Annotated in this window: 17 protein-coding genes; 12 read left to right on the top strand and 5 right to left on the bottom strand. The window is 56.6% G+C overall.

Annotated features, from left to right (window positions below; all coding sequences use genetic code 11):
* Nucleotides 1–52: 52 nt before the first annotated feature.
* The 7 genes from M3P88_RS07105 to M3P88_RS07135 all read left to right on the top strand — a co-directional run bounded on the left by M3P88_RS07105 (nt 53) and on the right by M3P88_RS07135 (nt 6264).
* Nucleotides 53–2017, top strand: a complete 1965-nt coding sequence (locus M3P88_RS07105) for a patatin-like phospholipase family protein (RefSeq protein WP_249615340.1) — start codon at nt 53–55, stop codon at nt 2015–2017.
* 243 nt (nt 2018–2260) lie between these two features.
* Nucleotides 2261–2695, top strand: a complete 435-nt coding sequence (locus M3P88_RS07110; protein WP_249615341.1) for a transcriptional repressor — start codon at nt 2261–2263, stop codon at nt 2693–2695.
* Complete coding sequence (locus tag M3P88_RS07115) at nt 2683–3615, top strand: CobW family GTP-binding protein (protein WP_249615342.1); 933 nt, start codon at nt 2683–2685, stop codon at nt 3613–3615. The genes M3P88_RS07110 and M3P88_RS07115 overlap by 13 nt, the downstream gene beginning before the upstream one ends.
* The gene (locus M3P88_RS07120) at nt 3615–3758 is read left to right on the top strand and encodes a hypothetical protein (RefSeq protein ID WP_249615343.1); all 144 of its coding nucleotides are present in this window, start codon (nt 3615–3617) and stop codon (nt 3756–3758) included. The genes M3P88_RS07115 and M3P88_RS07120 overlap by 1 nt, the downstream gene beginning before the upstream one ends.
* The gene (locus M3P88_RS07125; protein WP_249615346.1) at nt 3755–4498 is read left to right on the top strand and encodes a metal ABC transporter ATP-binding protein; all 744 of its coding nucleotides are present in this window, start codon (nt 3755–3757) and stop codon (nt 4496–4498) included. Before M3P88_RS07120 ends, M3P88_RS07125 begins: the two co-directional genes overlap by 4 nt.
* A complete protein-coding gene (locus M3P88_RS07130; RefSeq protein ID WP_249615347.1) occupies nt 4495–5376 on the top strand; it encodes a metal ABC transporter permease in 882 nt (293 codons plus the stop codon). The genes M3P88_RS07125 and M3P88_RS07130 overlap by 4 nt, the downstream gene beginning before the upstream one ends.
* A gap of 3 nt (nt 5377–5379) precedes the next feature.
* Nucleotides 5380–6264, top strand: a complete 885-nt coding sequence (locus M3P88_RS07135) for a metal ABC transporter substrate-binding protein (protein ID WP_249615348.1) — start codon at nt 5380–5382, stop codon at nt 6262–6264.
* On the opposite strand, the gene M3P88_RS07140 is transcribed toward M3P88_RS07135, so the two are convergent.
* Complete coding sequence (locus tag M3P88_RS07140; RefSeq protein WP_249615349.1) at nt 6257–6925, bottom strand: sulfite exporter TauE/SafE family protein; 669 nt, start codon at nt 6923–6925, stop codon at nt 6257–6259. The two genes, M3P88_RS07135 and M3P88_RS07140, sit on opposite strands and share 8 nt — an antisense overlap.
* A gap of 251 nt (nt 6926–7176) precedes the next feature.
* Between M3P88_RS07140 and M3P88_RS07145 the strand changes: the two genes are divergently transcribed.
* The gene (locus M3P88_RS07145; protein ID WP_249615350.1) at nt 7177–7959 is read left to right on the top strand and encodes an enoyl-CoA hydratase; all 783 of its coding nucleotides are present in this window, start codon (nt 7177–7179) and stop codon (nt 7957–7959) included.
* Here M3P88_RS07145 and M3P88_RS07150 read toward each other — a convergent pair.
* The 3 genes from M3P88_RS07150 to dapF are packed head-to-tail and all read right to left on the bottom strand — an operon-like array spanning nt 7956 to nt 9996.
* A complete protein-coding gene (locus tag M3P88_RS07150) occupies nt 7956–8522 on the bottom strand; it encodes a hypothetical protein (protein ID WP_249615351.1) in 567 nt (188 codons plus the stop codon). The two genes, M3P88_RS07145 and M3P88_RS07150, sit on opposite strands and share 4 nt — an antisense overlap.
* A complete protein-coding gene (locus tag M3P88_RS07155; protein WP_249615352.1) occupies nt 8516–9154 on the bottom strand; it encodes a DUF484 family protein in 639 nt (212 codons plus the stop codon). The genes M3P88_RS07150 and M3P88_RS07155 overlap by 7 nt, the downstream gene beginning before the upstream one ends.
* Nucleotides 9154–9996, bottom strand: a complete 843-nt coding sequence (dapF, locus tag M3P88_RS07160) for a diaminopimelate epimerase (protein ID WP_249615353.1) — start codon at nt 9994–9996, stop codon at nt 9154–9156. The genes M3P88_RS07155 and dapF overlap by 1 nt, the downstream gene beginning before the upstream one ends.
* A 116-nt stretch (nt 9997–10112) precedes the next feature.
* On the opposite strand from dapF, the gene M3P88_RS07165 reads away from it, so the two are divergent.
* The 4 genes from M3P88_RS07165 to M3P88_RS07180 all read left to right on the top strand — a co-directional run bounded on the left by M3P88_RS07165 (nt 10113) and on the right by M3P88_RS07180 (nt 12680).
* Entirely contained in the window at nt 10113–10718 is a 606-nt protein-coding gene (locus M3P88_RS07165; RefSeq protein WP_249615354.1) for a TetR/AcrR family transcriptional regulator, read from the top strand.
* 77 nt (nt 10719–10795) lie between these two features.
* Nucleotides 10796–11236 (top strand): DUF4442 domain-containing protein, encoded by a 441-nt coding sequence (locus M3P88_RS07170; protein ID WP_249615524.1) that lies wholly within the window; start codon nt 10796–10798, stop codon nt 11234–11236.
* Nucleotides 11237–11255: 19 nt separating this feature from the next.
* Complete coding sequence (locus tag M3P88_RS07175; protein ID WP_249615355.1) at nt 11256–12068, top strand: crotonase/enoyl-CoA hydratase family protein; 813 nt, start codon at nt 11256–11258, stop codon at nt 12066–12068.
* Nucleotides 12069–12224: 156 nt separating this feature from the next.
* Entirely contained in the window at nt 12225–12680 is a 456-nt protein-coding gene (locus tag M3P88_RS07180; RefSeq protein ID WP_249615356.1) for a hypothetical protein, read from the top strand.
* On the opposite strand, the gene M3P88_RS07185 is transcribed toward M3P88_RS07180, so the two are convergent.
* Nucleotides 12670–13260 (bottom strand): hypothetical protein, encoded by a 591-nt coding sequence (locus M3P88_RS07185; RefSeq protein WP_249615357.1) that lies wholly within the window; start codon nt 13258–13260, stop codon nt 12670–12672. The genes M3P88_RS07180 and M3P88_RS07185 overlap by 11 nt on opposite strands.
* Between the last annotated feature and the right edge of the window lie 640 nt (nt 13261–13900).

Here is a 13900-nt window from a genome sequence, read left to right on the forward strand (position 1 = left end):
CACTTCTATTTTATTCGCTGTTGCCGCCCATCCTGCCTTAGCCAATTTGTCGATGCCCCCTCGCATTGGCGTCGTATTGGGTGGCGGCGGTGCGCGTGGTTTTGCCCACCTTGGTGCGCTACAGGAGCTGGAAAAGCTGAAAATCCCCATCAGTTGCATCGCCGGTACCAGTGCGGGCTCGCTGATTGGCGGTATCTATGCAAGTGGTGTGCCATTGTCGCAGCTTGCCGACACCTTTGCCAGAACAGACTGGGATCTATTGACCTCGGGCAAGCCGCCTCGTGCCGATGTGCCTTATATCCGTAAGCGTGAAGATACCCGCAACTATCTTGATCTGACGTTAGGAGTGGTCGATGGCAAGCTGCGCCTGCCGCGCGGCGCTATCAATTCGCAGTCCATAGATCTTTATATACGTTACCTGACACGCGATGCGGCACCCGGCAGTTTTGACGAGCTGCCCATACCATTCAGGGCGCTGGCGACTGATCTGGAAACGGGGGACGCCGTGGTGTTTGACAAGGGTGATCTGTCTACGGCGCTGCGCGCCAGTATGGCGGTGCCCGGTGTGTTTGATGCTGTGAATGTCGATGGCCGCGTGCTGGTCGATGGCATGCTGGCGCGCAACCTGCCAGTGTCCGATATCAAGGGGCGCTGTGCCGATGTGGTGATTGCCATTGATGTGGGCGAGCCCCTGAAACAAAGCAAGGAGATCGAGAGCTGGCTGGATGTCTTGAGCCAAAGTATCAACCTGGGTGTTAATCGCAATGTGCGCGAGCAATTGGCTTTGCTTGGTCCGGATGATGTTTTGTTGCGTCCCAAGCTGGGCAGTACTTCGGCCACCGCTTTTTCCGACAGTATGGCCATTGCGGAAACCGGGCGTCAGGCGGTGCGTGAGCATGCAGCATTACTGTCCCGTTTCTCGCGCACGGATCAGGATTATCAGGCTTGGCGTGCCAGTTTAAAGCGTAAGGCAGCCCCTCACATCAATGCGGTAGAGCTCAAGGAAACCAGTACGGTCAATCGGCAGGCCTTGCAAGAAAAGCTGGCCATTCACGCGGGCGAGGTGTCGCAGAAGGATTTTCTCGACCGTTTGCAATCGGTGTTTGCCGAGGGGGATTACGACAGCCTGTCTTATACCTTACAGCATGCCGATGGACGCAATGTCGCTGCCGTGATGCCGGTGGAGCGTAATAGCGGCCCCAGTACGCTGCGTTTTGGTCTGAGTCTGGAGGGGGCGAGTGACGGAGACGCCACGTTTGCCTTGCTGGCCAGCCAGCGTCGGGTATGGATGAATGCGGCAGGCGGCACCTGGTTTAACGAAGCGCGGGTTGGCGAGAATTTGTATTTGGGTAGCGAATTTTATCAGCCCTTAACCGCCACATCGCCCTTTTTTGTTTCGGCGCGGGCTTTTGTACGTGACGATATGTATTCGCTGTATGACGGCTCGCATAAGCGGCTGGCTGACTTCAATCTGCGCGAGCGCCAGCTAGGTCTGGCAGGGGGGCTTGCGCTGGGCAAGTATGGCGAGTGGCGATTGGGCCTGTTTAAGGGGGATCTCGACTCCGGCGTCAAGGTGGGCGATCCGGCCTTGCTGCCAGACACCCGCTACCATATCGGCGGCATCGAGACCTCGCTCACCATTGACCAGTTCGATAATCCACGCTGGCCGCGCAAGGGCTACGCCATGCAGTTGAAGGTGCAAAAAGCCATTGAGGCCTGGACCGACCCGGCCTTTGACCAACTCACCACTTTCGACGGCAGCTTTGATTATGTCACCACCACGGCGCAGGATCTGACCTTGCGTCTGACCGGCAAGTTTAATGGTGCTACTGACGAAGGCCGCTATATTGCCCCCTTGGGCGGCTTCCTTAATTTATCCGGTTACCAGAAGGATGAGTTGTTAGGCCAGCGCGCGGCCCTGGCCAGAGCCATGGCTTACTGGCGTGTGGCCTCTTTGCCTTCGGCTCTGGGTACCGGTGTGTATCTGGGGGGCTCGCTTGAGGCCGGGCGGGTGTAGGGCGGGCTGTGGCAAGAGAAACGCAGCAGCTGGCTGCCTGCCGGCTCGGTATTTGTCGGTGCCGACTCGCTGATCGGGCCCTTGTTTATCGGTGCCGGATATGGCGAGGGTGGGCGCCTGATTGGCTATTTCTATCTGGGGGCGGATTACTGATTAGCATGGGCATGCTCGGCTTAGCCTTGCCATTAGGTAATGTTATACAGTAACATCCGCGGTCTTGAAAATGGCCGGGGATGGCGTGCGATGGATACGCAACATTATTTGCAAGCGGCAGAGCGGCTTTGCGCCGCTAATGGCGGCAAGCTGACCGAGCTCAGACGCCAGGTGCTGGAGCTGGTGCTGGGCTACCCCGGCGTGGTCAAGGCCTATCAGGTGCTGGCCGATTTACAGCGCGACCGCGGTGCGGCCGCGCCCCCTACCGTCTATCGTGCGCTGGACTATCTGGCTCAGTACGGCATGCTGCATCGTGTCGATGCCTTGAATGGCTATATTGTCTGTCACCATTTCGAGTGCAGCCATCAAGCGCTGATTCTGGCCTGCGAGCAGTGTGGCGGGGTCGAAGAACTCGATGCCGACGCGACTTTCCAGTCTCTTTCCCAAACAACGGCCCGTGCCGGTTTTGTGCCGCGTGCACAAAGTCTGGTGCTGACCGGCAGTTGCAAGCATTGCCATTCATGAAAAAAACTCTAGTCAATCTGCTCAGCGGCTTTCTCGGTGTCGGCAAAACCACCGTATTGCGCCATCTGATCGCGCATAAGCCGGCACACGAGCGCTGGGCCATTATTGTCAACGAATTCGGCGAGATCGGTATCGATGGTGCCGTGCTCTCCGATGGCGAGGTGCCGGTGGCCGAAATCGCCGGCGGCTGCCTGTGTTGTGTGGCTGGGCCGCAAATGACCGTGACCGTTGCCACCTTGCTACGGCGCGAACGCCCTGACCGGCTGATTATCGAAGCCAGTGGCCTTGCCCACGCCGCCAGCGTAATCGACGAGTTGCGCGCCAAGCCCCTGGGCGATGCGCTGGAGGTCGGCGCGGTGCTGACGCTGGTCGATCCGCGCCAGTTTGTGAACCCCGATTACGCCTTGCAGCCGCTTTATCGCGATCAGGTTGCCATTGCCGATGTCTTGCTGGCGACCAAGCTGGATTTGTGCGACAGCGCAACGCTGGACGCATTTCGCGACAAGGCGGCGGCATTGTTCCCGGCCAAAATGCTGGTGGCTGAAGTCGCACAAGGCGCGGCGGATCCGGCTTGGCTGGGCCTGATGCCGGCAGCCAAGCCGCGTTATCGTCCGGCCCTGGCCAAAGGCGCCGATAGTGGTTGGCAGTCGCAGGGCTGGACCTTTCCTCCTGAGCGCGACTTCGACGGCGAGCGTCTGACCCGCCTGTTCGATGATCTGCCGCAGCGGGTGCCCGGCCTGGTGCGGGCCAAAGGGGTGTTTCGCGTGCTGGGGAGCTGGGTGTGGCTGAACTGGAGTGAAGGGCAGTGGGGGGCGGCGCAAGTTGCCTGGCGGCGTGACAGCCGCTTTGAAGTGATTGCGCCCGAAATCGATGCCGCCGCGCTTGAGTCGGCGCTCAATGCCTGTCTGGAGCCGCTCTGATGCATGCGCATACGCACGAAAAACCGCGCCGTCCGCGCCTGAGTCTGATCACGATGTCGGCACTCGATCGTTTGCTGGGCGTGGCCGTCCTGCTGATTATCTTGTGGACACTGGTGGCGTGGGCGCTGGGGGCGAATGCATGAAAATAGCCCTCAAAAACCTGACGGTTTCCTATCAGCGCCATCCCGCCGTACACCACGCATCGGGCGAATTTGTACTGGGAGACGCGACGGCGATTTTCGGGCCGAATGGCGCGGGGAAAAGCACCTTGCTCAAGGCGATGATGGGTGCGCTTAAACCGGATGCGGGCGCGGTGGAATTGTTCGGTCTTGCGGTGCGAGACCTCGCCTATTTGCCGCAACAGTCGGAAATAGACCGCTCCTTGCCGGTGTCGGTGACCGATCTGGTGGCGACCGGTCTATGGCATGAGTCCGGCGCTTTTGGCCGCATGGGGCGGCCTGCGCTGGCACGGGTGGCCCATGCGCTCGAGCAGGTGGGGCTCTCCGGTTTTGCCGATCGTCCTATCAGCGCCTTGTCCAGCGGGCAATTTCAGCGCGTTTTGTTTGCTCGCATCCTGGTGCAGGACGCACGACTGATTCTGCTGGACGAGCCCTTTAACGCGGTGGATGCCAAGACGACATTCGACCTGCTGGAACTGGTACGGCAATGGAAAGAGGAGGGCAGAACGGTGATTGCCGTGTTGCACGACTATGAACAGGTGCGTGCCTATTTCCCTTATACCTTGCTGATGGGGCGTGAAGTGATTGCCTGGGGGGAGACCGACACAGTCTTGACCGACGCCAATTTGCGCCGTGCAGTCGATCGCACCGCCAGCTGGCACGACAAGGCGCCGGTATGCCAAACCGACGAGGAGGCCGCATGATCTGGCAGACTATCTATGATTTTGCCTTTGCGCCTTTTGTCGAGTTCAGCTTTATGCGCCGTGCGCTGGTGGCCTGTATCGCGCTGGCGTTAGGCTCGGCCCCGATCGGCCTGCTGCTGGTTATGCGGCGTATGAGTCTGATGGGCGACGCCATGAGCCATGCCGTGCTGCCCGGGGCCGCCATCGGCTTTATGCTGGCCGGTCTGTCCTTGCCTGCGATGAGCTTGGGCGGCTTTGTTGCCGGGGTGCTGGTTGCTATCTTGGCGGGGCTGGCAACGCGCTACACCTCGGTTAAGGAAGATGCGAGCTTTGCCGCGTTTTACCTGTTGTCGCTGGCTGCCGGTGTCTTGCTGGTTTCCGTGAGCGGCAGCAATGTCGACCTGATGCACATCCTGTTCGGTTCGGTGCTGGCGGTGGATGATATGGCCTTGCTGCTGGTGGCCGGCGTGGCCTCCGTCACCCTGACCATGCTGGCGATTATCTGGCGTCCGCTGTTGCTGGAGTGTCTGGATCCGGTGTTTTTGTCAGCCGTACGCGGTGGCGGGCAATGGTGGCACCAGTTGTTTTTGCTGCTGGTGGTGCTGAATCTGGTTGCCGGTTTTCAGGCGCTGGGCACCTTGATGGCGGTGGGGCTGATGATGCTGCCGGCGATTACCGCGCGTTTGTGGGCGCAAAGTGTAGGCGGCATGCTGCTTTGGTCGGTGAGCGTGGCCATGCTGTCCGGTTTTGGCGGGCTGCTGTTGTCTTACCATGTGGAGTTGCCATCCGGCCCTTCCATCATCCTGCTGGCCGGTCTGTTCTATCTGGTTTCCTTATTGGTCGGTTCGCAAGGCGGCGCCCTGCCGCGCTATATCCGTGCCCGGCATTTTGAAGAGTAAAACATGAAAAAATTTGTCATGCTGCTGATGGCCGTGCTGCCTTTATCGGCCTGGGCCAAGATGCCGGTGGTTGCCAGCTTCAGCATTGTTGCCGATATCACGCGTGAAATTGGCGGCGACCGGGTCGAGGTGGTGTCGCTGGTCGGGCCGGATCAGGATGCGCATGTATTTCAGCCTAAGCCGGCCGACGTCAAGCGGGTCGGTGAGGCCAAGGTTTTTGTGGTCAACGGTTTGGGCTACGAGGGCTGGATGGAGCGCCTGACACGCGCCGCCAACTTCAAGGGTGTCGTCGTGGCGGCAGCCTCCGGTGTTTCCGCTCTTAAAGTGGCGAGTGATGATCACGGCCATGGACATAGTCATGGCGCTGTTGACCCCCATGCCTGGCATGATCCGGCACGGGTACAAAACTACATCCATAATATCGAGGCTGGTTTAATTAAGGCCGACCCTGCTGGGCGCGATGTCTATCGCCAGCGTGCGGCGGCTTATTCGGCCAAGGTCAAGGCGATGGATACATGGGCGGCCCGGCAGTTTGCCGCCATACCACAGGCGCAGCGCAAGGTATTGAGCTCGCACAATGCCTTTGCTTATCTCGGCGCGCGTTACCAGATCAGCTTTTTGGCTCCGCAAGGGGTGAGTACCGATGCCGAAGCTTCGGCCAAATCGGTCGCCCGACTTGTGCGTCAGGTCAAGCAGGAAAATATACGGGCCGTATTTGCCGAAAATATGGCCAGCCAGCGCCTGATGGATCAGCTTTCGCGTGAAGCGGGTGTCAAGGTGGGTGGCAAGCTGTATTCGGATGCCTTGTCGCCCTCGGGTGGGCCGGCGGACAGCTATCTTGCACTGTTCCGCCATAATGTTTCGGCTATTGTGGCAGCGCTTAAATAAGCGCCAGCCGCAATAAGGGGATGATGCCGGTCAGTGCAACCAGCAAGCCGGCGCTCAGCCTGACATAGCGCTGCTGCAGTAGCTGTTTCAGCCGTGTGGTAAACACGCCCATCAGCAGCAAGTTGGGCAGGGTGCCCAAGGCAAAGGCCAGCATCAGCAGCGCGCCATGAGCGGCACTTGCGCTAGCCAGTGCCGACAGGCTGGCGCTATATACGAGGCCGCAGGGCAGCCAGCCCCAGAGCGCACCGACAGCCAGTGCTTGTGGCAGTGTCCTGATCGGTAACAGGCGCCGTGACAGCGGTTGCAAGCGGTGCCAGAGCGGGCGACCTATCGCCTCTATCCGGGTCAATAAACTGGACAGCCCAGCCAGATACAAGCCCATCAGGATCAGAATCAGATTGGCCGCAATATAAAGTAGCTGCTGTACCTGTGCCAGATGTCCGCCGGACAGGGCAAAACCGCTGATGCCGCCGGCTAATGCTCCGATCAGTACATAGCTGGCGATGCGGCCGGTGTTGTAGCCGACGAGCAGTAAGCTGTTGGCGTGATGCTTGGCGTGTTGTGGTGACAAGGCTGCCACTATGCCGCCACACATGCCCAGGCAATGACCCCCGCCGAGCAAACCTGCAACAAAAAGAGAAAACAGACTGGTTTCCAGCATGGTGGCCTGTAAAAAATTCAGATTTTAACAGGCTCTGCTTAGATATACGGCTGCTGCTTGTCTATAAAGCATGAGTTATCTATCTGTGCCATGCCAGTGTCGAATTGTACGCGTAGCTAAGAAAGCCTGAGAACGGGCGTTCAGCTTGCTATCGATCTGGTTTTAAAGAACTCAAGGATTGTATTTTAAGTGGCTTAGATGGCGTCTTGTGTCTAGAGCTATTTATGCAGAACAAGATTAAAGGAGTGAAAATGAAATTCATCGTAGTAGAAAAACTGGGGCAGTCTGCCATTGTGACCATTGACAATGGCCCTGCCAATACACTGGGGCTGGATGTTCTGGCTGAGCTGGAAGCTACGGTAAAAAGCTTGTCGAATGATGAGCATATCCGTGCGTTGGTGGTGACCGGTGCGGGCGAGCGCTTCTTTTGCTCGGGGGCTGATCTCAATATGTTTACCTCGGGTGACAAAGAAAAGGCTGCACAAGTCATTGATGCCTTTGACCGCTCATTTGCGGCTATCCGCAATTTTGACGGCGTGACCGTTGCAGCCATCAATGGCTATGCATTGGGCGGCGGGCTGGAACTTGCATTGTGCTGTGACTATATGGTGGCCGAGCAAGGTGCTTTGATGGGTTTGCCCGAGGCGCGGGTGGGGCTGATCCCGTGTGCCGGCGGCACCAAAATGCTGGCGGACAAAATCGGCAAGGCCTGGGCTAAACGCATTGTCTTGGGTGGCGAGACCGTGGATGCCCGCAAAGGCTTTGATATCGGCCTGCTGGAAGAGATTGTTGACCCCGGTTTTGCCAAAATTGTGGCGGTTAGTCTGGCGGAAAAAGTGGGGGGGCAAGGTGCGGGTGCCGTCGCTGCAGCACGACAGCTGATTGACAACGCCAGCGACGTGACGCTGACGGCTCAGTTGCTGGCGGAACGGTCTGCATTTCTTCAGCTGATAGGCAGTGCGGAACAATTGGAGGGCGTGCAGGCTTTTATTGAAAAGCGCAAGCCGATCTGGTGCCCAGAAGATGAAGACTAAGGCCGCCCAAGCATATAGCTAAGCGGAACCAGCAGCTGATGCGCCAGATTGAGCAGGATAGGGCTGGTGATGGCAAGCAGTACAAAAATAGACCAATGAGTCTGCCCGCTATGCTTGGCCTCTGCCAGAAGTACGCGGTAAGCCGCATAGATCAGCAGCACCATCAGACTGGGGAGCAATAAATAGGCGGCAAGGATCTCGGGGTTTTTTAATGATGCCAGGATTATGCCGCTATGCACGGCCAGATGAGCATGGTAATAAGCCTCAAGCTTATAGCCTTCTGCCGGATTGTGCCGGCGATGGCATGTCCAGCGGGAACTGCTAAGTGCCCATAAAGCCGAGGCGATGCCGATCACGGCATAAAAGTGCATGAGCGGCAGGTAAAGCGCCCAAAGCTTGAGAGAGGGCAGGGTCAGTTTGACCAGAATGGCGGCGATAAAGTAGGCCGCTAGCAGCGCTGCCATGCCGGTGGCACTGCGGCTGCGACAGATCAGCCAAACGCCATGTAACAGATACAGTAGTAGCATCAACGCAAGGCCGATGTTTGCCGTCATGACTAGCATGTACTCATGCTGTGCCATAAGGCATGCGATAGGATGGCACCTATCTGTGACAGGTAGTGCGTATCTAGTTCGGGGCTAAAGCGGTCAGCGTCATCGCTTGCGATCACTAATAGGCCGAAGGCCTTCCCGTCGGGACTACGCAGGGCTAGTCTGGCAAAAGATTGCAGCACAGGCTCGGGCGAAAAGCAGGCCACAAGTTCTTCGCTTGCGTAGTGGCCACAGCTAGGCGCCTGCAGTTTGTGTGCCTGTTGCTGTAATGCAGGCGAAGCCAGACATTCGGGGGGCCATTGTTTGCTGCCCCATAAACGTATCAGCACCCGGTTCAGGCCAAACTGCTGTTCAAAACATTCAAGCGCCGCCTGAATGCAGGCACTGCTTGAATGCCTTGGCAGCAGGCTCAGCGTCAGCTGATGTATACGGCCAAGCAATACTTCATTTTCCCTTGCCTGCTGCTGCCATTGTGCCAGTTGTTGCTTGATACCAGCATTTTGTGACTGCAGCTGGCGTATCTGCTGCTCGGCAAAGGGGATGATGATCTGGTCTTTGGGATGCAGCCAGCCAAAGTATTCGGCTTTCTCCCGGATAAAATCCGGATTGTTCCGCAGAAAATCCAGTACCTCCTCGCTATGCATCAGCTTGCCTTTCCGGTCTCAATCTCACCAGTAAAGACCGTAACGGCAGGTCCGCTCATCATGACCGCATGACCTTCCCCTTGCCAGCGTATCGTCAGGTCCCCTCCGCGCGCATGTACCAATACTTCATTGTCCAGCCAGCCTTGACGGATGCCGGCAACAACAGCGGCACAAGCGCCGGTACCGCAGGCGAGCGTTTCGCCAGCACCTCGCTCATATACACGCAAGGCGATTTCATTGCGCTGGATGACTTGCATAAAACCGGCATTCACGCGCTCGGGAAAGCTTGGGTGAGACTCAAGTTCCGGTCCCAGCGTCGCAACCGCGGTTGTTGTCAGATCCTCAACCCGTAATACCGCATGTGGGTTACCCATGGACAGGGCCGCTATCTGGTACGGTTTGCCGGACAGCATGATGGGGTAGGCCAACTCGGCGCTATCGGCAAGAAAAGGAATTTCTTGCGGGGTGAAACTGGGTATGCCCATATTGACGACGATGCGTCCTGTCAGATCCATTTCCGGGACGATCACGCCACGAGCGGTTTCCACGCGGATAGCCCGTTTAGTTGTCAACTGCTGTTCGATGACAAATTTGACGAAGCAGCGTGCGCCATTGCCGCATTGTTGAACTTCGCTGCCATCGTTGTTGTAGATGCGGTAGCAAAAATCGTTTTCCGGCTTGCGGGCGGGCTCGACCAATAGCAACTGGTCAAAGCCGATGCCGAAATGGCGGTCACCTAGTTCGCGTATCTGTTCCGGTGAGAGGCTGACCGTCTGGCGGACGCCGTCTATCACCATGAAATCATTGCCTAGGCCGTGCATTTTGCTGAATTTTAGTTTCATGTGAATGCTGAAGCGCCCAAAAGAGTAGGGCATATCATAAACGATATGCGTGCTACTTAATACCGGGTAAGACATGGGCATTGACAGCTTACTGACCGGTAAGTAGAGTCAGGCGCATGAAAATGGAATCTGCCGCCAAAGGGGAAACCCGCAAGAAAATCCTCGATTTAGCCGAGGCTTTGCTGTTAAGCCATGGCTACCATGGCTTCAGTTATCAGCAAATAAGCAAGGTGCTGGGGGTGCGCAATGCCGCCATCCACTACCATTTTCCGCATAAAACCGATTTGGGGGTGGCGCTGATACAGCGTTACCGCCGGCGTTTTGCCCGCTTCACCGATTCCCAGCAGCGATTGGGTGGGCAAGAACAGCTGGAACGTTATTTTGAGCTGAGTGAAACCTATTTCGCCAAAGACAGGCAAATCTGTCCAAGTGGCGTCCTGTCTACCGAATTTCCGCGCCTGCCCGAAGTCATGCAGGCAGAAGCATCCGCTTTTATTGACGAGATGCGAAGCTGGGCCGTGGCCATTGCCTTGAAGGGCAGGGCAGAAGCCACCATGGCTTATACCGGCGAGCCAGAAGCTATCGGAGCCGTCCTGTTTTCAACATTACAAGGCGCCTTGCAGCTGGCACGCATAGACGAAAACATACTGGTGACAGTCAAAAACCAGATTAGAGCCATGCTGGGCATCAATATGGCCGAGTTCACACGAGAAGGCGGGTAAATGACATGACGTATAAAAAAAACAGGATGAGCCGTATTGCGGACAAGACTTTATGCCTGCCCACGGGCATGCGCAGCATGGTTTTGAGCCGGATTTTTGGCCGTGTGGTCCCTTTTTTGGCCACGTCCGGACTGCGCTTTGATGAGGTATCACCTCAGAAAATGGTTGTTTCCCTGCGCAACCAGCGCAAGGTACAAAACCATATCAAGGGCGTGCATGCAGCGGCGATGGCGCTACTGGCCGAAACCGCGACTGGTTTTGTTGTCGGCATGAATATGCCGGACAATAAGCTGATGCTGCTCAAGTCCATGCATGTCGACTACTTGAAGCGTGCGCAAGGCGGAATGCGTGCCGAGGCAACCCTGTCTGCCGCACAGATACGCGACATGCACGAGCAGGAAAAGGGGGAGCTTACCGTCAGCGTACGCGTGACGGATGAATCGGGTGAAGAACCCGTGCGTTGCGAAATGATCTGGGCTTGGGTGCCCCAAAAGCGTCAGCAAACCCCACCGCAATAATAAATAAGGAGAGCCCGAGATGAATTTCAATACCCTGACCTTAACCGTCACTGATCACGTTGCCCATGTCAGATTCAATCGTGCAGATAAGGCTAATGCCTTGAATGAAGAAATGTGGCGCGAGTTGAAAGCGGCTTTTGAGTGGTGCGATGAAAATCCCGAGGTGCGTGCAGCCGTATTGTCCGGAGAAGGTAAGCATTTCTGTTCCGGTATCGATCTGACCATGCTAATGGGCGTGCAGGCTGCCGTTGCCGATAAGTGCGATACGCGCAAGCGCGAAAAGCTGCGCAAATTGATTCTGGAACTGCAAGCTTGCGTATCCAGCCTGGAGAATTGCAGCAAACCGGTGATTGCCGCCATTCATGGGGCTTGCGTGGGTGGCGGGCTGGATATTGCCCTGGCTGCTGATTTCCGTTACGCCAGCCGGGATGCTGTTTTTAGCGTGCGTGAAGTCGATATGGGCATGGTGGCCGATGTGGGGACTTTGCAGCGTTTGCATCATGTGGTTGGTCAGGGGGTATGCCGGGAAATGGCACTCACGGGCTGCGATGTTAAAGCGGATCAAGCCCAGGCGTGGCAACTGGTCAATCAGCTATTTGACGATGCCGCTTCTGTTATTGATGGTGCATTGAGTGTTGCAGGTGCAATCGCAAGCAAAAGCCCGGTTGCCGTGCGCGGCAGCAAGCATGTGATCAACTACAGCCGGGACCATAGCGTGGCCGATGGCCTGCAATACATTGCGACCTGGAATGCGGGTATGTTGATGTCGGAAGACATCCAGAAAGCAGTGATGGCCAGCATGACCAAGCAGCAAGCCGAATTCCGTGATTGATGGCTAATAAGCCCGGGCTAGTTGGAATGAGCCCGGGCTTATAATGGGTTTTTTCATTTCGTATAATGTACATTATGTAAAATTATGGGCACGATGGGTGCGCGCCCTTCGCGTCTGTATGCGGAAACCATGTAAAAACTGCATGATCTAGCATGAATGAAACGATCACAACTACCCCGTGCCGAATTCGACCACGACCCTGACGAACTAATCAGGGTCGTTTTGTTTTGTCCGCATCCAGACAAAGCTATCAAAATGCTTGGCGTCACAAAATCCCAATTTGAAGCATGGCAGCGCGGCATAGAGGCTGTGCCACGCTCCGCTTTTGCTTTTCTGGTGCTGTGGGGGCAAAAAACCGCACCGAGCGGCTGGGGGCTATTTTCTGGCCTGCGGCTGGACGATGACGGCGACTATCTACGACACCATGCTTTCCGTCACCGCATCCGCTTTGATGATCTGGCCAGCTTGCCTGAATACTGGCGACTACAAGCACTTGCCCAGGCGCAAGCTGAAACCATCGAACAGATCATCATCGAACGCAACTTCTACCGCGAACAATGCCAGCGAGAAGCGAAGTTCGGGCTTATGTTGAACCGAATTTTTAGAGCCTAGACCGACGGTCCATGTAAAGCCGGTCTAAAGCGCCCACGGTAGCAGCGGCCGGCGACATGCGCCTATCTTGCGCCATCTCGTAAGCAATCAGACGATCCGCAGTTGCATGATCCCCCATGACGGCACCAAGCAATCGCTTATAGCTGGGCGTGGTGCGATGGGCCAATGGCGCCGAGGGTGCTTTCAGTGGTAAGCGCTGATGCATAGGAAGGCGATTAATGGCCTTTCTTGCAGCTACCGCACGCGAGATAAACGGATTCAGTGAGCGTTCATGGCTAACTGCCCGCTTGGCTTTGCCGGAATCGCCAGAAAAGATGGTCAAAAGGTGGTTGTATGGGTCGCGCTTGGGTGAGTTCGAGCTAGAAGGCGTGTATCTCACGCGTGCAAAAGTCTTGCTCCGAGATGGACGGCGAAAACGTCTAACCACCAGCCGAAACAGGTAAGCGGCGAACAGGCACAGCGACATCAAGCCAAAGCCAACGAAAAAATCATTAATGACAGACATTTTAGACAGGACAATGTTGGTTGCTGCAAGCATAAACCCGCTCGGAAGTAAGGGCAAATTCAGTAGTTGGTTCACGCACTTTGCAGGGCTCTTCGTCGTGTGCATGAGCGTCTCTTTCAGAGCCGTTTTTTCCCACCGTGGGAAAAAAGACGGGTATTACCAGACACCCGTCTACACCCAACCCCAAACCCAACTGCAAAACCGACCCCAACAGCAACCCCAACAGCAACCCCAACAGCAACCCCAACAGCAACCCCAACAGCAACCCCAACAGCAACCCCAACAGCAACCCCAAAACCAAACCACCCGAACAACAACCCCCTACCCTCACAACAGCCAACCCCCGAACAACACCCATCAACCCAAACGAAGAACAAACCCCAAAAGCAAATGCAAATACAAAACCGTCAATGCGCAGCCATGGTTACAGCGACCTGCTACGGCTCGCAAAAACGCGAGCCTAGCCCCCGTACCCCTTCCCCCCGCACAAAACGCGGGTGGCGGGCCCCTACGGGCACGCCTCCGGCGGGGTCTTGCGTGCTACGGGCGAATGTGTGAAGAAAAAGCAGTCTGCAATGGATGAAGGGTGGCGCGACTGAGGCGTGGGCCTCGGTCGATTTGCTCGGGTCACTTCACCTGGGAAAATTACTCTGGTGCGTAGCTGTCCGTTTACCTGGATAAATCACGGTAAATGGACACAGGAACAGGCAAATCA

Source organism: Craterilacuibacter sp. RT1T, from assembly GCF_023502145.1.
Taxonomy (GTDB): domain Bacteria; phylum Pseudomonadota; class Gammaproteobacteria; order Burkholderiales; family Chromobacteriaceae; genus Craterilacuibacter.